Origin of the sequence: Saccharothrix longispora (genome assembly GCF_030852425.1) — a bacterium.
GTDB lineage: Bacteria > Actinomycetota > Actinomycetes > Mycobacteriales > Pseudonocardiaceae > Actinosynnema > Actinosynnema longispora.
In genome coordinates this window covers 71604-91619 of record NZ_NSDM01000006.1, presented here as the reverse complement: position 1 = coordinate 91619, position 20016 = coordinate 71604, and the positions used below count along the sequence as shown (strand labels likewise).

Annotated in this window: 21 protein-coding genes; 14 read left to right on the top strand and 7 right to left on the bottom strand. The window is 72.2% G+C overall.

All coding sequences use genetic code 11. The features are described 5' to 3' along the window. Window positions 1-19 precede the first annotated feature (19 nt). From CKY47_RS15680 to CKY47_RS15670, 3 genes are read left to right on the top strand one after another with little or no spacing between them, the layout of a single operon-like run. Window positions 20-457, top strand: a complete 438-nt coding sequence (locus CKY47_RS15680; RefSeq protein ID WP_306746541.1) for a roadblock/LC7 domain-containing protein — start codon at window positions 20-22, stop codon at window positions 455-457. Then, window positions 457-828, top strand: a complete 372-nt coding sequence (locus CKY47_RS15675; protein ID WP_306746540.1) for a DUF742 domain-containing protein — start codon at window positions 457-459, stop codon at window positions 826-828. The genes CKY47_RS15680 and CKY47_RS15675 overlap by 1 nt, the downstream gene beginning before the upstream one ends. Next, window positions 809-1402, top strand: a complete 594-nt coding sequence (locus CKY47_RS15670) for a GTP-binding protein (protein WP_306746539.1) — start codon at window positions 809-811, stop codon at window positions 1400-1402. The genes CKY47_RS15675 and CKY47_RS15670 overlap by 20 nt, the downstream gene beginning before the upstream one ends. A gap of 442 nt (window positions 1403-1844) precedes the next feature. Here CKY47_RS15670 and CKY47_RS15665 read toward each other — a convergent pair whose 3' ends face one another. The 3 genes from CKY47_RS15665 to CKY47_RS15655 form a co-directional block, all read right to left on the bottom strand. Beyond that, a complete protein-coding gene (locus CKY47_RS15665; protein ID WP_306746815.1) occupies window positions 1845-3203 on the bottom strand; it encodes a tryptophanase in 1359 nt (452 codons plus the stop codon). 18 nt (window positions 3204-3221) lie between these two features. Beyond that, complete coding sequence (locus tag CKY47_RS15660) at window positions 3222-4250, bottom strand: tryptophan dimethylallyltransferase family protein (RefSeq protein ID WP_306746538.1); 1029 nt, start codon at window positions 4248-4250, stop codon at window positions 3222-3224. A 473-nt stretch (window positions 4251-4723) separates the two neighbouring features. Beyond that, window positions 4724-5587, bottom strand: coding sequence for a 3-hydroxybutyryl-CoA dehydrogenase (locus CKY47_RS15655; protein ID WP_306746537.1), 864 nt, complete (start codon window positions 5585-5587; stop codon window positions 4724-4726). A gap of 131 nt (window positions 5588-5718) precedes the next feature. Between CKY47_RS15655 and CKY47_RS15650 the strand changes: the two genes are divergently transcribed. Next, the gene (locus CKY47_RS15650; RefSeq protein WP_306746536.1) at window positions 5719-6738 is read left to right on the top strand and encodes a serine hydrolase domain-containing protein; all 1020 of its coding nucleotides are present in this window, start codon (window positions 5719-5721) and stop codon (window positions 6736-6738) included. 21 nt (window positions 6739-6759) lie between these two features. Here CKY47_RS15650 and CKY47_RS15645 read toward each other — a convergent pair whose 3' ends face one another. Further along, entirely contained in the window at window positions 6760-7221 is a 462-nt protein-coding gene (locus CKY47_RS15645) for a CAP domain-containing protein (protein WP_306746535.1), read from the bottom strand. 125 nt (window positions 7222-7346) lie between these two features. Continuing rightward, on the bottom strand, window positions 7347-8765 hold the full coding sequence (gene eat / locus CKY47_RS15640; protein WP_306746534.1) for an ethanolamine permease: 1419 nt from the start codon (window positions 8763-8765) through the stop codon (window positions 7347-7349). A gap of 123 nt (window positions 8766-8888) precedes the next feature. Here eat and CKY47_RS15635 point away from each other — a divergent pair, with 123 nt between their 5' ends. From CKY47_RS15635 to CKY47_RS15615, 5 genes are read left to right on the top strand one after another with little or no spacing between them, the layout of a single operon-like run. Continuing rightward, complete coding sequence (locus CKY47_RS15635) at window positions 8889-10229, top strand: glutamine synthetase family protein (protein WP_306746533.1); 1341 nt, start codon at window positions 8889-8891, stop codon at window positions 10227-10229. Beyond that, entirely contained in the window at window positions 10210-10929 is a 720-nt protein-coding gene (locus tag CKY47_RS15630) for a gamma-glutamyl-gamma-aminobutyrate hydrolase family protein (RefSeq protein WP_306746532.1), read from the top strand. The genes CKY47_RS15635 and CKY47_RS15630 overlap by 20 nt, the downstream gene beginning before the upstream one ends. Beyond that, window positions 10926-12284: an aldehyde dehydrogenase family protein gene (locus CKY47_RS15625; RefSeq protein ID WP_306746531.1), complete on the top strand. Its 1359-nt coding sequence runs from the start codon at window positions 10926-10928 to the stop codon at window positions 12282-12284. The genes CKY47_RS15630 and CKY47_RS15625 overlap by 4 nt, the downstream gene beginning before the upstream one ends. Before the next feature lie 23 nt (window positions 12285-12307). Continuing rightward, window positions 12308-13075 carry a 3-oxoacyl-ACP reductase gene (locus CKY47_RS15620; protein WP_306746530.1) on the top strand — a complete coding sequence of 256 codons (768 nt, stop codon included), beginning with the start codon at window positions 12308-12310 and terminating at the stop codon, window positions 13073-13075. Then, complete coding sequence (locus CKY47_RS15615; protein ID WP_306746529.1) at window positions 13072-13773, top strand: FadR/GntR family transcriptional regulator; 702 nt, start codon at window positions 13072-13074, stop codon at window positions 13771-13773. The genes CKY47_RS15620 and CKY47_RS15615 overlap by 4 nt, the downstream gene beginning before the upstream one ends. A gap of 127 nt (window positions 13774-13900) precedes the next feature. On the opposite strand, the gene CKY47_RS15610 is transcribed toward CKY47_RS15615, so the two are convergent. Beyond that, window positions 13901-14191 carry a hypothetical protein gene (locus CKY47_RS15610; protein ID WP_306746528.1) on the bottom strand — a complete coding sequence of 97 codons (291 nt, stop codon included), beginning with the start codon at window positions 14189-14191 and terminating at the stop codon, window positions 13901-13903. Between the two features lie 32 nt (window positions 14192-14223). Further along, a complete protein-coding gene (locus CKY47_RS15605; RefSeq protein WP_306746527.1) occupies window positions 14224-14535 on the bottom strand; it encodes a hypothetical protein in 312 nt (103 codons plus the stop codon). A 97-nt stretch (window positions 14536-14632) separates the two neighbouring features. On the opposite strand from CKY47_RS15605, the gene CKY47_RS15600 reads away from it, so the two are divergent. The 5 genes from CKY47_RS15600 (at window position 14633) to CKY47_RS15580 (ending at window position 20010) form a co-directional block, all read left to right on the top strand. Further along, complete coding sequence (locus tag CKY47_RS15600; protein WP_306746526.1) at window positions 14633-15166, top strand: hypothetical protein; 534 nt, start codon at window positions 14633-14635, stop codon at window positions 15164-15166. Further along, on the top strand, window positions 15156-16301 hold the full coding sequence (locus CKY47_RS15595; protein WP_306746525.1) for a serine/threonine protein kinase: 1146 nt from the start codon (window positions 15156-15158) through the stop codon (window positions 16299-16301). The genes CKY47_RS15600 and CKY47_RS15595 overlap by 11 nt, the downstream gene beginning before the upstream one ends. 83 nt (window positions 16302-16384) lie before the next feature. Beyond that, a complete protein-coding gene (thrS, locus tag CKY47_RS15590) occupies window positions 16385-18400 on the top strand; it encodes a threonine--tRNA ligase (RefSeq protein WP_306746524.1) in 2016 nt (671 codons plus the stop codon). Continuing rightward, window positions 18397-18945 (top strand): HIT family protein, encoded by a 549-nt coding sequence (locus tag CKY47_RS15585; RefSeq protein ID WP_306746523.1) that lies wholly within the window; start codon window positions 18397-18399, stop codon window positions 18943-18945. Before thrS ends, CKY47_RS15585 begins: the two co-directional genes overlap by 4 nt. A 225-nt stretch (window positions 18946-19170) precedes the next feature. Continuing rightward, window positions 19171-20010 (top strand): helix-turn-helix domain-containing protein, encoded by an 840-nt coding sequence (locus CKY47_RS15580; protein ID WP_306746522.1) that lies wholly within the window; start codon window positions 19171-19173, stop codon window positions 20008-20010. The last annotated feature ends 6 nt before the right edge of the window (window positions 20011-20016 follow it).

Here is a 20016-nt window from a genome sequence, read left to right as displayed (position 1 = left end):
AAACCGGAAAGGCAACCCGATGAACGACATGAGCAGCCAGCACAACGAGCTGAACTGGTTGTTGGAGGACCTGGTCGGCCGGGTGGTCGGAGCGCGCCACGCCGTGGTCCTCTCCGCGGACGGTCTGCTGCTGGGCCGTTCACCAGGACTGTCGAAGGACGACTCGGACCACCTGTCGGCGATGGCCTCCGCGTTCCAGAGCCTGGCCCGCGGCACCGGCCGGCACTTCGGCGGTGGCGCCGTGCGGCAGACCATCGTGGAGATGGAGCACGCCTACCTCTTCGTCACCGCGGCAGGCCACGGCGCGTGCCTGGCCGTGCTGGGCGAAGAGGACTCGGACATGGGCATGATCGCCTACGAGATGAACATGCTGGTCAAGCGGGTCGGGACCTACCTGTCGTCGGCGCCGCGCGGGACAGCCGCCGCGAGCCTGCCGACCGCCCGAAGGTCTTCCTGATGCCGCCCCGCGAGGACTGGTGGTACGACGAGGCGGCGGGCCCCCTCGTCCGGCCCTACGCCATGGTGCGCGGCCGGACCCGTCCGCTGCGCCCCGAACTGCACCTGGTCACCCAGGTGCGCGCGATGCCCTCGCCGTCGGACCCCGACGCGCTGTCGGTCGAGCACCTGGAGATCATGGAGCTCTGCCGGCGCCCGTTGTCCGTGGCCGAGGTCGCCGCCTACCTCGACGTCCCCCTGGTGGTCGTCAAGGTCCTGTTGAGCGACCTCATCCAGCGAGGTGACGTCGTGATCCGAGATCCCGCCCGAGTCCCGCAAGTGCCGGACCGGAACCTGCTGCAGGCTGTGCTGGATGGTGTCCGTGGAATCTGAGCGGCCGGGTGGGGAACTGCTGGTCCCCACCCCAGTCAAGATCGTCATCGCCGGGGGGTTCGGCACCGGCAAGACGACGATGGTCAACTCGGTCAGCGAGATCCCCCCGCTGCACACCGAGGAGCTGCTCACCGAGGCCGGTGTCGGCGTCGATGACGTGGTCGGGCTGGAGAACAAGGAGACCACCACGGTCGCCCTGGACTTCGGTCGCATCACCATCAACCCGGAGGTGGTGCTGTACCTGTTCGGCACCCCCGGCCAGAACCGCTTCTGGTTCATGTGGGACGAGCTCGCCTTCGGGGCGATCGGCGCGGTCATCCTCGTCGACACCCGGCGGCTGGACAGCAGCTTCCCGTCGATCGACTTCTTCGAGCGTCGCGGCATCCCGTTCATCATCGCCGTGAACTGCTTCGAGGGAGCCCACAACTACGAGGTCGAGGAGGTCCGCCGGGCCCTCGACGTGGACGCCGCGATCCCGCTCGTGCTGTGCGACGCGCGGGATCGCGAGTCGGCGAAGTCGGTGCTGATCAGCCTGATCCAGCACACGATGGACCGGCTCGACGCGATGGCCTGAGCCGTGCCGGCCTGACGGGACGCCGACCCGGGACACTACCGCCCAGGAACGCGCCGGTCGGGTGAACGCTCCGCAGGGGTCCCCGCCCAGGGGACCCCTGTTCTCGATCCTACCGACGGGGTCCGACGATTCCCGGCCCCGGAATGCGCCGAGCGGTACGTCCGGGACGCCCTGCCGGCGCGGCTCGACGACCTCGCCCCGACACGCGGTGGCGCGCCGGCGCTGCCGGTCCTGGAGCAGGCCGACTCCTGGGAAGCGCGGTCGCCCGCGGTCCCCAGGCCGACCTCGTCCACCCTCGCGCCGCTCGTCGGGACCCGGTCGGCCGTGCCCGACGCCGCCGTGCTGGTCCGGTCGGACGGCGGCGTCCGACCGGACCGCGGCACGATCGGCGACCGGCCCGCCTGACGTTCCCGCGTGGCGGGGGCGCGGAGGCCCCGTCCGCTCAGGACACGGGTTCCAGGCGGCAGTTGAAGTGGCGCAGCAGGGGCGGGGCGTGGGTCAGCCGGTAGCCGGGGACCCGCTCCGGGTCCTGCGCGATCCCGGCCAGGACCTCGCCGACGTACTCCAGGTGGCTCTGGGTGTAGACGCGGCGCGGGATGGCCAGGCGGACCAGCTCGTACGGCGCGGCCTTGAGCAGGTTCCCCCCGTCGTCCAGCTCGCCCAGGTAGAGCGAGCCCAGTTCGGCGCACCGGATGCCGCCCGCCAGGTACAGCTCGGTCGCCAGGGCGAACCCCGGGAACCGCGCCGGCGGGAGGTGCGGCAGCAGCCGGCCGGCGTTGAGGTACACGGCGTGCACGCCGGTCGGCCGGACGCTGTCCACGCCGGCGGCGGCGGCGAGGTCCGCCACGTACGCCGTCGCTTCCGCGCGGGCCCGCAGGTACGACGGCTCGGTGACCTCCAGCAGGCCCTGGGCCAGCATCTCCAGGTCGCGCCCGGCGAGCCCGCCGTAGGTGCGGAACCCCTCGGTGGCGATGAGCAGCAGCTCGCACTTCTGCGCCAGCTCGGGGTCCTTGACCGCCAGCAACCCTCCGATGTGGACGATCGCGTCCTTCTTCAGGCTCGCCACGCAGCCGTCGGAGATCCGGAACGCCTCCTCGGCCACCTCGCGCGGCGTGCGGTCGGTGTAGCCGGGCTCCCGCTGGGTGACGAGCCAGGCGTTCTCGGCGAAGCGCGCGGCGTCGAGGAAGAACGGCACGCCGTGCCGCCGGGCGATGGCCGCCGCGGCCTTGAGGTTCCCCATCGACACCGGCTGGCCGCCGCCGCCGTTGTTGGTGATGGTCATGAGCACCAGGGCGACGTCCTGGGGACCGGAGAGCACGGCCTCCAGCGCGTCCAGGTCGATGTCGCCCTTGAACGGCGCGTCGCTGTCGAGGTCCTTGGCGGCCTGGCACGGCAGGTCGACGGCCTGGCCGCCGAGGATCTCGACGTTCGCGCGCGTGGTGTCGAAGTGGGTGTTGCTGACGCAGACCTGGCCGGGCTCGAGCAACGCGGTGAACAGGATGCGCTCGGCCGCGCGACCCTGGTGCACGGGCCACAGGTGCGGGTAGCCGGTCAGGTCCTCCACCACGTCGCGGAACCGGTAGTAGGAGCGCGCGCCCGCGTAGGTCTCGTCACCGCGCAGCCCGGCGGACTGCTGCTCCGCCGACAGGGCGCCGGTGCCCGAGTCGCTGAGCAGGTCGATCGTCACGTCGGCGGCGGCGAGGTTGAACGGGTTGTACCCGGCGGCGGCGAGCGCCCGTTCGCGGTGCTCTCGCGTGGTGATCGGGATCGGCTCCACGACCTTGATGCGGTACGGCTCCATGATGGGCACTGCGAACTCCTAGACAACCAGGCTGACCGGGCGCGGGGACGCCACGTCGTACGCCTCGGACGACAGGTACACGGTGATGCCGGGGCGCGGCCTGCCCATGCGCAGCGACACGTGCGCGATCAGGCCGACGCCCTCGTCGAGCGGGCGCCTGGCGACGGCGCGCAGGGCGTTGTCGAACTGGGCGGGGTCGAGGCCGTACTTCGCCATGACCTGGAGCACGCGCCTGCGGGCTTCCTCGTCGTCCGCGACGTAGTCCCTGATGGGCACGTACAGGGAATACCCGCTGGGGGCGGCGACGTCGCCGTCCAGGAACGTGTAGCTGGAAATCAGCGGGCGCCCGTCGAACGCCTCCGTGCGGCCGCCGGTGAGCAGGCAGAAGTCGGGCACCCTGTCCACGTCGACGCCGTGGGCGGCTTTGGCCGCGCGCGTGACTTCGGTTACCCCGGCGCTCTGGTGCGAGACGTACACCTTGACCCGGGCCTGCCGCGGGTCGAGCAGGTCGAGCGCGAAGAAGGAATACGTGTCGAGCCCGGGACGGGTCACCGCGTGGTCGCGCAGGACCGGGAAACCGGCGGCGAAACCGGTTCGGCCGAGCGCTTCCCGGACCAATCCGCCGGCCGCTTCCGGACCGCGCACTTCGGGGTTGAAGTACACCTTCACGGCGGGTGCCGCGCCGGCCCGGAAGACCAGCGAGTACCAGAACGCGAAATCGTGTTCCAGGCGTGCCGGGAGGAACAGGTCGCGGACGGCGTCGAAGCGCGTCGTGTCGAGGGACTCCCGGCGTCGGAGCCGGTCGAGCGCGGCGAGCGCGGCCGAGACGTTGGCCGACCTGGACGGCCTGGTGGCGCTGGTCTCCACGATCGCGCGGACGGTCGGCGGCCGGTCCGCCTCGAAGGCCGCGGAGAACTCGACGGGGGAGTGGTCGTCGGCCACGCCGGAGGGCCAGGCGGGGTTCTCGGAAATCGGGTGCAGACCCCCGGGACCCAGGGTCTCCGCGAGCAGGCCGACGGACTTGACGGTGTTTCCGGTAATGCCCACAGAATGCAGGATCGCGCTCAGCTGGCGGCCTGTGAAATCGCGTACGGAAACGTTGTGAGGGTCCAAGGCGGGGTTCTCCTCGTGGGGTGCGAACCGAAAGTTACGCTAGGCGAACCAATCTTGTCCACCGGTCGGCCCTAGCGTGACGTAGGGCACTCTAAAGGCACGTCAGGGCCGCTGTCGATCAGGGTGCCGTCCGCAGGGAACGGTAATCAAGACTGCTCCGAACGGCCTATTGACTAGACCACTGTCATACTTTCGCACCAATGTGCGGACGATCGCCGATGACGCATCGTGGTATTTTGTGCCCACTTCGGCGTGGGGTACGGTCGAGCGTCCGGCCGGATTGTCCGACCCATTCGAGACACTTCTGTTAATTGTTCCGGCGGCGCCCGCCCGCCGCGCCGCGACCCCGGCGCGCGAACGGGGCCGCCGATCCGCGTGGATCGACGGCCCCGTCGGGGTCGGGCGGGTCAGGACGCGTAGTTGTGGAACCCGCGCCCGCTCTTCTTGCCCAGCAGGCCCGCGTCCACCATGCGCAGCAGCAGCGGCGGCGGCGAGTAGAGCGGCTCCTTGAACTCCTCGTACATCGACTCGGCGATGGCCTTGGTCGTGTCCAGGCCGATCAGGTCGGTCAGGCGCAGCGGGCCCATCGGGTGCGCGCAGCCCAGCACCATGCCGTTGTCGATGTCCTCCGCGCTGGCGAACCCGGACTCCAGCATCCGGATCGACGACAACAGGTACGGGATGAGCAGCGCGTTCACCACGAACCCGGCCCGGTCCTGCGAGCGGATGACCTCCTTGTGCAGGACGTCGGTGACGAACGCCTCCGCGCGGGCCTTGGTCTGCTCGCCCGTCAGCAGCGACGGCACCAGTTCCACCAGCTTCAGCACCGGCACCGGGTTGAAGAAGTGCACGCCGATGACCTGCTCGGGCCGGCTGGTGGCCATGCCCAGCTTCATGATCGGGATCGACGAGGTGTTCGACGCGAAGATCGCGTCCCGGTCGGTGACGACCTCGTCCACCGCCGCGAAGACCTCGGTCTTGACCTGCTCGTTCTCCGCGACGGCCTCCACGACCAGGTTCCGGTCGGCGAAGTCGGCGAGGTCGGTGGTGAACCGCAGGCGCTCCAGTGCGGCGTCCCGGTCCTCGGTGGACAGCTTCCCGCTGCGCACCCCTCGGCCCAGCGACGAGGCGATCCGCCCGCGCGCGGCCTCCGTGGCGTCCGGGCTGACCTCGGCCACCAGCACGTCGAGGCCGGCGCGGGCGCAGACCTCGGCGATGCCGGAACCCATCAGGCCCGAGCCCACCACTCCAACACGTTGAATGTCACTCACGCCCCGATCCTGCCAGGGCGTCCGCGGAGGGGCATGGGCGCGATGCCGGGACGCGGGGGCGGGGTTTTCCGCAGCCGATCATGCGGCGCTCACCATGGTCGGCCGTCGCGGCCTTCCCCGGCGTCGCCGACATGATGATCAGAACCGCGGCCGTCGGTGCCGTGCCGGCGCTGACCAGCACCTTCCCCGCTCTGGACGAGTGGGTCGAGCAGGGGTGGGCGGCGAGTGCCCTGCTCGCCGTCGAGGACACCGCCGGCCCGCGCGCGGACGCCGCCGGCGAGGCGCGGACCGACGGGTACCTCCGCATCGGCAGCGTCACCGAGACCTTCGCCGCCACGGTCGTCCTGCAGCTCGTGGACGAGGGCAGGGTGCGGCTGGACGACCCCGTGGGCCGGTACGTCGCCGGCGTGCCGAAGGGCGACCTGATCACCGTGCGCCAGGTGCTCAACCACACCAGCGGGCTCTACGACTACGCGCACGGCGAGGGCTGGTCGACCAACCGGTGGCGCGGTGCCGACCGGTTCCGGGGCTACCGGCCGCAGGAGCTGCTGGACGAGGCGTTCCGCCACCCGTCGAACTTCGAGCCCGGCACGGGCTGGCGCTACTCGAACACCAACTACGTCGTCGCCGGGGTGCTCGTCGAGCGGGTGACCGGTCGGCCCTACGGCGCGGAGGTCCGCGGCCGCGTCCTCCGGCCGCTCGGCCTCACGCGCACGAGCGTGCCCGGCCACCGGCCCGGACTGCCGCACCCGCACGCCCGCGGCTGGACCGAGGTCGACGGGCGGCCGGTCGACGCGACCCTGATGAACCCGTCGCTGGACTGGGCGGCCGGGGAGATGATCTCCACCGCCGACGACCCCAACCGGTTCCTCGACGCCCTGCTCGGCGGCCGGCTCACCAGCGCGGCCTCCCTCGCGGCCATGCGGGAGACCACGGCCACCGGCACGATCTTCGCCTACGGCCTGGGCTTGCAGCGGTACGACCTGCCGTGCGGCCGCTCCGTCTGGGGGCACGGCGGCGAGCTGGTCGGCTACCTCACCTACGCCGTCCGCTCGGACGACGGCAGGCGGGCGACCCTGTCCTACAACCCGCTGCCCGCCGGGGTGCCCGCCGAAGCCGTCATCGGGCTGTTCGCGGAGGTCTACTGCTGACCTCGGTGACCGCGCACCGGGTCACTGGTGCAGGCCGAACTCCTGCGTCCAGTACGTGCGCCCGCCGGCGTCGGTGGCGAACGCGACGCCCAGGTCGCGCAGGTCGCAGTTCAGGATGTTGGCGCGGTGGCCCTCGCTGGCCATCCACGAGCTCACGACCTCCTCGGCCGTGCCCTGGCCCATCGCGATGTTCTCCGCCGTGACGCGGTAGGTGTAGCCTGCCTCGGCCACGCGCTGCGCCGGCGTGCTGCCGTCGACACCCGTGTGGCTGAAGTTCCCGGTGCGCGCCATCTCGTCGTTGTGCCGCTTGGCGGCCGAGTCGAGCCGCGCGTCGGCGGTCAGCGCCGGACAGCCGGCCGCGGCCCGCTCCCCGTTGGTCAGCGACAGCACCCGCTCCTCGGAACTCGGCGCCGCGGTCGCCGTGCCCGTGGTCACGAGCAGTGCCGCGACGGCGATCCCGGTGGCGAACGTCCTGGCGGTCATGGCCCTACCTCCTCACCCGGTGGCACCCGTTGGACACGGGGTTCCCATCGCGGTGGGTGAGCGAAAGTCCACCTTCGAGTGGAGTCGGGTGGCGGTACGAGGGGAACCGCCACCCGACGGCCCGGTCAGTCCTTCAACTCCCCCTCGGCCTGCGCGATGGCCGCGAACTCCTCCTCCGGCGCGGACGCGACCAGGTGGTGGCGGCTGTAGAACCAGAAGTAGGCCAGCGCCACCACGACGATGCCCGCGGTGATCCCGGCGGCCACCTCGTCGACGAAGAACGTGGCCACGACCGCCGCCACCGCCAGCACCAGCGCCACGCCGGTGGTGACCGCGCCGCCCGGCGTCCGGTAGGGCCGCTCCAGGTCCGGCTCGCGCACCCGCAGCACGATGTGCGACAACGTCATCAGCACGTAGGACAGCGCCGCGCCGAACACCGCGATGTTGATGAGCACCGCGCCGTTCCGCGTGATCGCCGCCAGCGCGAACCCGATCGCACCCGGCACGACCAGCGCCAGGTACGGCGTCTTGCGCCGGCCGGTGCGCGACAGCCAGCGCGGCAGGTACCCGGCCCGCGACAGCGCGAACAGCTGCCGCGAGTAGGCGAAGATCAGCGAGAAGAAGCTCGCCACCAGGCCGGCCAGGCCCACGTAGTTCACGACCTGGGCGAGCGCGTTGTCCCCGCCGTAGGCCGCGCGCACCGCCGCCGGCAGCGGGTTGTCCGACGCCTTCAGCGCCTCCGACCCGGCCCCGCCCGCCGCGAACACCAGGATGGCCGCGGCGAACACCAGCAGCACGACCATCGCCGCGATGATGCCGCGCGGCATGTCCCGCCGCGGGTCGCGCGCCTCCTCCGCGGCCACCGGCACGCCCTCCACGCCGAGGAAGAACCAGATGCCGAACACCAGCGCGGCCAGCACGCCGGTGACGCCGAACGGCAGGAACGAGTCGCCCTCGGCCAGGTCGAACAGCTTCGCCGGGTCGAACTTCGGCACCATGCCGACCACGAACACCACGAGCGCCACCACCGCGACGGCGGTGATCGCGAACATCAGCCGCAGCGCCTCGCCCACGCCGTACAGGTGCACGCCGATGAACACCAGGAAGCACACCAGGTACACCGGCCACGAGTTGGTGAGCCCGAACAGCCCGAGCGTCTCCACGTACCCGCCGATGAACACCGCGATGGCCGCCGGCGCCATGGCGTACTCGATGAGGATGGCGACGCCGGTGGCGAACCCGCCGAGCGGTCCGAGGGCGCGGCGCGCGAAGCCGTACCCGCCGCCCGCCACGGGCAGCGCCGACGCCATCTCCGCCAGGCCGAACACCATGCACGTGTACATGAGGCCCATCAGGGCCGTCGCGATGAGCAGCCCGCCCCAACCGCCCTGGGCGAGACCGAAGTTCCAGCCGGCGAAGTCGCCGGAGATGACGTAGGAGACACCCAGGCCCGCGAGCAGCACCCAGCCCGCCGCGCCCCGCTTCAACTGGCGTTGCTCCAGGTAGTCGCTGCCCACCTTCTCGTATTCGACGTGCTTGGCCATCGACGCTCCCTAATGGGTCAGTCGCGTTCCTTTGAAGGGGAATCGAGGGTGGCGTGGGCCACTCGATGGTGTCAAGATTGGCGCGTCCAATGGTTCGCTGCCATACCTTTGGAGGTACTGCCGATGCTCTCCGTCGAGGAGTTGCGCGTGCTCGTGGACAGCGGAGAGGTCGACACGGTGCTGGTCGCCGTCGTCGACATGCAGGGCCGCCTCCAGGGCAAGCGCTGCGCGGCGCGCTACTTCGTCGACGAGGTGATGGAGCGCACCGCCGAGGGCTGCGACTACCTGCTCGCCGTGGACGTCGAGATGAACACCGTCGAGGGCTACGCCTCGTCCTCCTGGGACAGCGGCTACGGCGACCTCGTCATGCGCCCCGACCTGTCCACGCTGCGCCGCGTGCCGTGGCACGAGGGCACCGCCCTGGTCATGTGCGACATCGTGACGGAGGACGGCGACCCCGTCGCGGTCTCGCCCCGGCAGATCCTCCGGAAGCAGCTCGACCGGCTCGCCGAGCGCGGCTGGACCGCGTTCGTGGGCACCGAGCTGGAGTTCATCGTCTTCGACACCACCTACGAGGACGCCTGGAACAGCGGCTACCGCGACCTGGTCCCGGCCAACCAGTACAACGTGGACTACTCGCTGCTGGGCACCGGGCGCATCGAGCCGCTGCTGCGCGCCATCCGCAACCACATGGCGGGCGCGGGCATGGTCGTGGAGTCCGCCAAGGGCGAGTGCAACCCCGGCCAGCACGAGATCGCGTTCCGCTACGCCGAGGCCCTGGCGACCTGTGACAACCACGGCATCTACAAGACCGGCGCCAAGGAGATCGCGGCGCAGCACGGCAAGTCGCTCACGTTCATGGCCAAGTACAACGAGCGCGAGGGCAGCTCGTGCCACATCCACCTCAGCCTGCGCGACGCCGACGGCCGGCCGGTGTTCGCCGAGGGGCGCGGCATGTCGCGGCTCATGGAGCACTTCATGGCGGGCCAGCTCGCCGGCCTGCGCGAGCTGACCTGCTTCCTGGCCCCGAACATCAACTCCTACAAGCGGTTCGCGCGCGGCAGCTTCGCGCCGACCGCCGTGGCGTGGGGCAGGGACAACCGGACGTGCTCGCTGCGCGTGGTCGGGCACGGCCACGGGCTGCGGTTCGAGAACCGGGTGCCGGGCGCCGACGTCAACCCGTACCTCGCGGTGGCCGCGCTGATCGCGGCCGGCCTGCACGGCGTGGACAACGAACTGCCGCTGGAGGCGGAGTTCACCGGCAACGCCTACGCCTCCGACCGCCCCACGGTGCCGTCCACGCTGCGCGACGCCGCGTCCCTGCTGCGCCGCAGCGAGATCGCGCGCGAGGCGTTCGGGCAGGACGTGGTGGACCACTACCTCAACGCGGCCAGGGTGGAGCTGGCCGCGTTCGACTCCGCCGTGACCGACTGGGAGCGCATCCGTGGCTTCGAACGGCTCTAGGCCGCTGATCGGCGTCAGCACGTACCTCGAACGCGCGGCGTTCGGCATCTGGGACGCGGAGGCGGCCGTCCTGCACCGCGACTACCTCGACTCGGTGGTGCGCGCGGGCGGCAACCCCGTGCTGCTGCCGCCCGTCGGGCACTGGGACGCCGACTCCATCGGCTTCCTCGACGGCCTGGTGCTCGCCGGCGGCGCGGACGTCGACCCGGCGCGGTACGGCCGACCGCGCGACCCGCGCACCGGACCGCCGCGCCCCGAGCGCGACGCCGCCGAACTGGACCTGGCCCGTGCCGCGCTCGAGCTGGACCTGCCGCTGCTGGCCGTGTGCCGGGGCATGCAGGTGCTCAACGTCGCGCTCGGCGGCACGCTGGTGCAGCACGTCGACGGCCACTGCGCCGCGCCCGGCGTGTTCGAGCACACCGGCATCACCGTCGCGGCCGGCTCGGTGCTCTCCTCCGTCGTCGGCCGGGCCACGACCGTGCACTGCCACCACCACCAGGCGCTGGACGTCCTCGGCGACGGGCTGCTCGTCACCGCGACCGCGCCCGACGGCACCCCGGAGGCCGTCGAGCTGCCCGGCGCCCGGTTCGCGCTCGGCGTGCAGTCGCACCCGGAGGCCGACCGCGAGGACGACCGGCTGTTCGCCGCCCTGGTGGCGGCCCGCCGGCCCGCGCACGCCCGTGACGGAGGAGTGAGATGACCGCGTTCGACGTGATCAACCCGGCCACCGGGGAACTGGTCCGCCAGGTGCCGCCGACGTCACCGGAGGAGACCGACGCGGCGATCGACCGGGCGGCGAGGGCGCTGCCCGCGTGGCGCGCCGTCGCGCCGGGCGACCGGGCCCGGCTGCTGCGCCGCTTCGCCGAGGCGGTCGACGGCGCGGTCGAGGAGCTGGCCGCGCTGGAGGTGCTCAACTCCGGGCACACCATCGGCAACGCGCGGTGGGAGGCGGGCAACGTCCGCGACGTCCTGCACTACTACTCGGCCGCGCCGGAACGCCTGTTCGGCAAGCAGATCCCGGTGCCCGGCGGCCTGGACGTGACCTTCCACGAGCCGCTGGGCGTCGTCGGCGTGATCGTGCCGTGGAACTTCCCCATGCCCATCGCCGGGTGGGGCTTCGCGCCCGCCCTCGCCGCCGGCAACACCGTCGTGCTCAAGCCGGCCGAGCTGACCCCGCTCACCGCGCTGCGGCTGGCCGAGCTGGCCCGCGACGCGGGCATCCCCGAGGACGTGTTCCAGGTGCTGCCGGGCTCGGGAGCGGTGGTGGGGCAGCGGTTCGTCACGCACCCGGCCGTGCGCAAGGTCGTGTTCACCGGCTCCACCCGGGTCGGCAAGCAGGTCATGGCCGGGTGCGCCGCGCAGGTCAAGCGGGTGACGCTGGAGCTGGGCGGCAAGTCCGCGAACATCGTGTTCGACGACGCCGACCTGGAACGGGCCGCCGCGACCGCGCCGCACGGGGTGTTCGACAACGCGGGCCAGGACTGCTGCGCCCGGTCCCGCATCCTCGTGCAGGCGTCGGTCCACGACCGGTTCATGGAGCTGCTCGAACCCGCCGTCAAGGGCGTCGTGGTCGGCGACCCCCGTGACGAGGCCACCGAGATGGGGCCCCTGATCTCCGCCGCGCACCGCGACAAGGTCGCCTCCTACGTGCCGTCCGACGCGCCCGTGGCGTTCCGGGGCACGGCGCCGTCCGGACCGGGCTTCTGGTTCCCCCCCACCGTCCTCGCGCCGGTCGCGCCCACCGACCCGGTGGCCCGCGAGGAGGTGTTCGGCCCCGTGGTGGCCGTGCTGCCGTTCACCGACGAGGAGGACGCCGTGCGGCTGGCCAACGACAGCGACTTCGGCCTGTCCGGCTCGATCTGGACCCGCGACGTGGGCCGCGCGCTGCGCGTCTCGCGCGCCGTCGAGGCCGGCAACCTCTCGGTGAACTCCCACTCGTCCGTGCGGTACTGGACCCCGTTCGGCGGGTTCAAGCAGTCCGGGCTGGGCCGTGAGCTGGGGCCGGACGCCCTCGACTCGTTCACCGAGACCAAGAACGTCTTCATCGCGCACTGAGCTTCGGAAACCCTGGAGAGCACATGGTTCAGCGACTTGAGGGCCGGGTCGCGGTCGTCACCGGCGGCGGCAGCGGGATCGGGCTGGCCTCGGTCCGGCGGCTCGCGTCGGAGGGCGCGCGGGTGGTCGTCGCCGACGTCGACGGCGACGCGGGCAAGGCCGCCGCGGACGAGGTGTCCGGCTTGTTCGCGCAGGTCGACGTGACCGATGAGGAGCAGGTGCGCGGTCTGTTCCGGACCGCCGTGGACACCTACGGGTCGCTCGACATCGCGTTCAACAACGCGGGCATCTCGCCGCCCGACGACGACTCCATCCTCACCACCGGCATCGAGGCGTGGGACCGGGTGCAGAAGGTCAACCTGACCTCGGTGTACCTGTGCTGCAAGCACGCCATCCCGCACATGCTCGAGCGGGGCCGGGGGTCGGTGATCAACACCGCGTCGTTCGTGGCCACGATGGGCGCGGCGACGTCGCAGATCTCCTACACCGCCTCCAAGGGCGGCGTGCTCGCGATGAGCCGGGAGCTGGGCGTGCAGTTCGCCCGGCAGGGGGTGCGCGTCAACGCCCTCTCGCCGGGACCGGTGAACACCCCGCTGCTGCGCGAGCTGTTCGCCAAGGACCCGGAGCGGGCCGCGCGGCGGCTGGTGCACGTGCCGCTCGGGCGGTTCGCCGAACCCGAGGAGATCGCCGCCGCGGTGGCGTTCCTGGCCAGTGACGACTCGTCGTTCATCACCGCGTCGAACTTCCTCGTGGACGGCGGTATCGCCGGTGCCTACGTGACCCCGCTGTGACCCCGCTGGCGGACGCGTTGTTCCGCCCCGTGCGGGTGGGCAACGCGTTCGAGGAGACCGTGGAACGGCTCATGCGGGCGATCCGGCTCGGCGCGGTGGGGCCGGGGGAGCGCCTGCCCGCCGAGCGGGAGTTGGCGCGGCGGCTCGGCGTGAGCCGGGTGACGTTGCGCGAGGCGATCCGGTCGTTGCAGGACGAGGGGTTCGTCGAGTCGCGGCGCGGGCGGTACGGCGGCACGTTCGTCACCGCGTCCGTGCCGGTCTCGCCGGCCGGGGGGCACGTGCCCGCGGGTGAGCTGCTGGACGTCGTGACGCTGCGGTCGGTGCTGGAGACCGGTGCGGCGGAGTGCGCGGCGGGGCGCGCGCTGGGCGCCGTGGACCGGCGCGACCTGCTGGCGCGGCTGGCCGAGTGCGGGGACGCCGAGGTGGACGAGTACCGGCGCAAGGACTCGCGGCTGCACCTGGCCATCGCGGAGGCGACCGGGTCGGCGTCGCTCACGGCGGCGGTCGCGGACGTCCGGATGCGCGTCAACGAGCTGCTGGACCGCATCCCGCTGCTGCCGCCCAACCTCGCGCACTCCAACGAGCAGCACGAGGTGATCGTGACCCGGATCCTGGCCGGTGACGCCGAGGCGGCCCGCCGGGCGATGGCCGAGCACCTGGACGGGACGGCCCTGCTGCTGCGCGGGTTCCTGGCGTAGCGGCAGGGCCGGCTGCCGCGTGACGGCGGACTGCTCCGCCGCCGTCCATCCGCCGAACCCCGCCGCGCCGGCGCGCGGGTCGGCCGGACCGATCCCGCGCGCCGGGGTGCCCCGAAGGGCGGGTGCGTCAGCAGAACCAGCCGAGCTGGACCCAGCCGTGCCGGTTGACCGCGCCGTAGGCGAAGCCGTACGCCCAGTTGCCGGAGGTGCGCTGGACGTCGAAGCTCTCCCCGCGGTACAGCGTGCCGAGGAACGCGCCGTTCGGGTCGGTGCGCACGTACAGGTCGGCCGCGCACACGGTCTCGCGGGCCTGTGCCGCCACGTCGTCGGCCTGGGCGGGCGCGGCGACGCCGGTGAACAGCGCCGCGGCGAGCGCGCCGACGCCGATCGCGGCGCGGGCGGAGCGGAACGGGGACATGGCGTTCTCCTTCGGTCGGTGAGCGTGCCCGGTCACCACGAGCCCCAGCCGCCCAGGCACTCGTAGCGGACGTAACCCCAGTCGTTGGGGCCGAAGTCGAAGGTGGCGGCCCAGCCGCTGTAGACGGGGTGCGCGCCGCGGGTGTGGCCGACCTTGTCGCCGTAGCCGAGCACCCGCACCGGCTGACCGCCCGAGGACGGCACGTTGTCGTAGAAGGTGGCGTCCTGGCACACGATGATCGCGTGGTCCGGGGTCACCGGGTCCGCGCTCGCCGCCGGCGCGGTCATCGCCAGCGCGGCTCCCACCACCGCCGTGCTCAGGACCAACCTCTGTCGCCGTGTCATCTCAAACCTCCTGTGTTGTCATCTTGGATGACATGTCAGACGGTAGATGCCGTTATCGCAGATAGCAAGCCGTGTCCTCTGCGGCTACACTGGTGCGGTGGTGGAACAGCGACATCCCGTGCAGGTCAGGCGCGCTTTCTACGGCATCGCGGAGATCGCCGACGCGCTCGGCCTGAGCAGGCAGCTGGTGACGGTCTGGCGTCGCCGGCGCAGTCACGCGATGCCCGAGCCGGACGCCGAGCTGTCCTCGGGGCCCATCTGGCGCGGGGAGACCGTCGAGCCGTGGATCGACCGCGTGGGCCGCCGGTCCGCGGACGGCGGGACCCGCCCGCTGGAGCCGGCCACCGCGCTGCGGGCGTGCCGCCGGGTGCTGCGGCTCGCCGCTCTCGTGCTGGAGGAGCCGGCCCGGCCGCAGTTGTTGTCCAAGGCGGCCGCCGAGGTGCGCGAGCTGCTGCCGCTCGTCGCCGCGGCCGAGGAGGACGCGCTGGGCCGGGCCGTGCGGGAGCTGCTGGCCCCGCTGGGCGGTGACGTGGACGACCTCCGCGAGGGCGTCCTGCGCGCGCTGGACGGGGTTCGGGACGTGGTTCGGCTTTCCGACGAGAACGTGGAGGTGGCCTCGGGTGCCGGTTAGTGTGCGGATCGTGGACGTGCCCGGCTACCGGCTCGCGGAGCGGATCGGCGCGGGGGCGACCGGCGAGGTCTTCCGCGCGACCCGGATCGCCGACGGCGTCGAGGTCGCGGTGAAGGTGCTGCGCGGCCGGGACGGCGACGACCTGCGCCGGGTGCACCGCGAAGCGCGCCGCGCCGCGGACGTGGACCACCCCGGCGTGGTGCGGGTGCACGAGGTCGGCGGCGGCACGGCCGCGTGGCTCGTCATGGACCTGGTGCCGGGACCCGACCTCCAGCGGCTGCTGGACGAGGACGGTCCGCTGCCCCCGGCACGCGCCGCCGGGCTCGTCGCCGACATCGCCGACGCGGTGGCCGCCGTGCACGCGGCGGGCGTGGTGCACCGCGACCTCAAGCCCTCGAACATCCTGCTGCGCGGCGACCGGCCTGTGGTCACCGACTTCGGCGTCGCCCGCACCGCGACCGCCGGGGCCGCGGACCTCACCGGGGGGTCGGAGTGGGCGGGCACGGCCACCGGCGCCGGCGCCGAGGCCGCTCCCGGCACCTACGCCTACATGGCGCCCGAGCAGTGGCGCGGTGAGCCCGGCGACCGGCGGTGCGACGTGTACGCGCTGGGGTGCGTCCTGCACGCCGCGCTCACCGGCAGGCGCCCCTTCGAGCACCGGTCGCTGCCCGAGCTGGCCTTCGCCGTCGCGATGGCCCCGCCCCCGCGGACCGGCGCGCACCCCGGCCTGGACCACGTCGTCGCGACCGCGATGGACAAGGACCCCGACCGCCGGTACGCGGACGCGGGCGCGTTCGCCGCGGCGGTGCGCGCCGCGGCGTCCGGGCGGCCACCGCGGCGGCCCTCCCGCCGCGCCACCCGGGTCGCCGCGCTGGTGGTGGCGGTGGTCGTCGCGGCGGTCGCGGCGGTGCTGTGGACGCTCGCCCACCGGGACGGCGGGGCCGAGGACCGCGTCGTCTGCGCGGAAACCGTCATGGTGCGGGACGCGCCCCGCAGCCGCGACGTGGTGGTCACCCTGCGACGCGGCGAGCCGGTCCACCTCGACGGCGAGCGGGACGGGCCGTGGGTGCGGGTGGCGCTGCCGGGCGGTCGCACCGGCTGGGCCCTGGTCGACTACCTCGCCACCACCTGCTGACGCCCACCGCCGCGCGCAACCCGTTAGGTGAGCACCGATAACATCGGTGGGTCAGCATCGTCGTGCCACCCCTAGGAGTCACCGTGTCCGAGCCACGTCCCGCGGCCGCTTTCGACCCACCTCGCGTGGTGGTGCCGGCGGGGACCACGGCGGGCACCGCGGTCCGCGAGGCCGGTCTGCCGGGCAAGGGCCCCGACGCCGTCGTGGTCGTCCGCGACCCCGAGGGCAACCTGCGCGACCTGTCGTGGGCGCCTCGGGTGGAGGTCGAGGTGGAGGCGGTCGCCGCCGACACCGAGGACGGCCGCGGCGTGATCCGGCACTCCGCCGCCCACGTGCTGGCGCAGGCCGTGCAGCAGCAGTTCCCGGAGGCCAAGCTCGGCATCGGCCCGCCGATCCGGGACGGCTTCTACTACGACTTCCAGGTGGACAAGCCGTTCACCCCCGAGGACCTCCAGGCGCTGGAGAAGCGCATGAAGGCGATCGTCAAGGGCGCGCAGCGGTTCGACCGCCGCGTCGTCGAGTCGGTCGACGCCGCCAAGGCCGAACTGGCCGACGAGCCGTTCAAGCTCGAACTGGTCGACCTCAAGAGCGACGTGGACACCGCCGAGGTCATGGAGGTGGGCGGCGGCGAGCTGACCGTCTACGACAACCTCGACCCGCGCTCCGGCGACCGCGTCTGGGGCGACCTGTGCCGCGGCCCGCACGTGCCGACGACCAAGCACATCCCGGCGTTCAAGCTGACCAGGGTCGCCGCCGCCTACTGGCGCGGCAACGAGAAGAACCCGCAGCTCCAGCGCATCTACGGCACGGCGTGGGAGTCGCAGGAGGCCCTCGACGCCCACCTGGAGCGCATCGCCGAGGCCGAGCGGCGCGACCACCGCAAGCTGGGCGCGGAGCTGGACCTGTTCAGCTTCCCGGACGAGCTGGGCTCCGGCCTGCCGGTGTTCCACCCCAGGGGCGGCATCATCCGCCGCGAGCTGGAGGACTACGCGCGCCGCCGGCACGAGGAGGCGGAGTACGAGTTCGTCAACACCCCGCACATCAGCAAGAGCGGGCTGTTCCACACCTCCGGCCACCTGCCGTACTACGCGGACACGATGTTCCCGCCCATCGAGTTCGAGGGCGAGGACTACTACCTCAAGGCCATGAACTGCCCGATGCACAACCTGGTCTTCAGGTCGCGCGGGCGGTCCTACCGGGAGCTGCCGCTGCGGCTGTTCGAGTTCGGCACGGTCTACCGGTACGAGAAGTCCGGCGTCGTGCACGGCCTCACCCGGGTCCGCGGCCTGACCATGGACGACTCCCACATCTACTGCACCAAGGAGCAGATGCCGGGCGAGCTCCGGTCGCTGCTCAAGTTCGTGCTCGACCTGCTCGCCGACTACGGCCTGAGCGACTTCTACCTGGAGCTGTCCACCCGGGACGACTCGCCCAAGTTCATCGGCGACCCGGAGGAGTGGGAAGAGGCGACCGAGACGCTGCGCCGGGCGGCGCTCGACTCCGGCCTGGAACTGGTGCCCGACCCGGGCGGCGCCGCGTACTACGGGCCGAAGATCTCGGTGCAGGCCAAGGACGCCATCGGCCGGTCGTGGCAGATGTCCACCATCCAGCTGGACTTCAACCAGCCCAAGCGGTTCGAGCTGGAGTACACCGCGGCGGACGGCTCGCGGCAGCGGCCGATCATGATCCACCGCGCCCTGTTCGGCTCGATCGAGCGGTTCTTCGGCGTGCTGACCGAGCACTACGCGGGCGCGTTCCCGGCGTGGCTGGCGCCGGTGCAGGTCGTGGGCATCCCGATCGCCGACGAGCACGCCGACCACCTGTTCGAGGTGGCGAAGCGGCTCAAGGCGAAGGGCGTCCGCGTCGAGGTGGACACCTCGGACGACCGCATGCAGAAGAAGATCCGCACCCACACCACGCAGAAGGTGCCGTTCATGCTGCTCGCGGGTGGCAAGGACGTGGAGCAGGGCGCGGTGTCGTTCCGGTTCCGCGACGGGACGCAGGTCAACGGCGTGCCGGTCGACCAGGCGGTCGAGAAGGTCGTCGACTGGGTCGCCCGCCGCGAGAACGCCTCGCCCACGGCGGACCTCGTCCAGTGACGACGGACTTCGAGGAGCAGGACGGGGTCGGGGTCCACGACGCGCTGCAGCGCCTGTGGACCCCGCACCGCCTGTCGTACGTGCGCGGCGAGGGCAAGGCCGTCGGCGACGAACCCGAGGGGTGCCCGTTCTGCCGGGTCACCGACCTCGACGACGCCGACGGCCTGATCCTGGCCCGCGGCGAACTGGTCTTCGCGGTGCTCAACCTCTACCCGTACAACCCGGGTCACCTGATGGTGCTGCCCTACCGGCACGTGCCCGACTACACCGACCTGACGGTCGCGGAGACGGCCGAGTTCGCCGCGTTCACGCAGCGCGCCATGCGCGTGATGCGGCGGGTGGCGAGCCCGCACGGCTTCAACATCGGGATGAACCAGGGTGTGGTGGCGGGCGCGGGCATCGCGGCCCACCTGCACCAGCACGTCGTGCCCCGGTGGGGCGGCGACGCGAACTTCATGCCCGTGATCGGCCAGACGAAGGTGCTGCCGCAGCTGCTGGGGGAGACCCGCCGGTTGCTGTCCGACGCGTGGGGGGACCCGACCTGACAGGGTGAACGCGCTCCGGGGTGCCGCAGTGTCGCGCCGAGCGCCCCACTGCATCGATCCGCACCCCGCGACCTGTGCAAACGCAGGTGCACGGCCCGCTGCACGTGCATCGGCCCCTGCACGCCGACTGCGTGCCGCAGATCACTGCTGCGTGACGTGTGAAGGGGCCCCGGACACCTTGCTGGCCGATCGTCAAGAGGGGTGCGCATCGATACGGTGCGTTCCATGACCGCACCAGAGCGTTCGCGGCTGGCCCGAGAACGGCTCTCGCGCGAGTTACGGCGGCTGCGCACCGAGGCCAAGATGACCGGCACGGCCACGGCGCGCGCAACCGGGATGAGCCAGTCGAAGCTGTCGAAGATCGAGAACGGCATGCTCCTCCCGTCCGTGACCGACGTGGAGAGACTGGTGGCCGAGTTGTCGGCGACCAGGGAGACCAGGCTGGAGCTGGTGGAGCTGGCCCGGCAGCTGCACGCCGAGGCCGAGACCCGCCGCGTGGTGCTGCACCGGGGCGCGCACCGCCACCAGCAGACCGTCGCCCGCATCGAGGCCAGGGCCACCACCAGCCGCTTCTTCCAGAACGCGGGTGTGCCCGCGCTGCTGCAGAGCGAGAACTACCTGCGGGTGGTGCTGAACACCACGCCGTCGCACGAGCAGGACACCGCCATCGCCACCCTGCGCAACCGCCGGGCGCGCATGGACGACCTGGGCAAGCGGTTCGTGTTCCTCCTCGCGGAGAGCGCGCTGCGCTGGCGGATGGGCTCGGCGGACCTGATGTGCGAGCAGATCGACCACCTGGTGCAGACCATGCGCAGGTCCAACGTGCAGCTCGGCGTGGTGCCGTGGACCGTGGACGCGAACATGGTCGCGCTGCACGGCTTCCAGGTCTACGACGAGCGCGTGGTGACGCTGAGCGTGCTGACCGGCAACGCCACCATCACCGACCCGCACGACGTGCGCGAGTACCTGGCCCTGTTCGGCCGGCTGGAGCGGCTCGCGGTGCGCGGGGAGGCGCTGGAGGACCTGCTGGAGAACATCTCCAGGGACCACCGCAAGCTCGGCTGAGCTGGG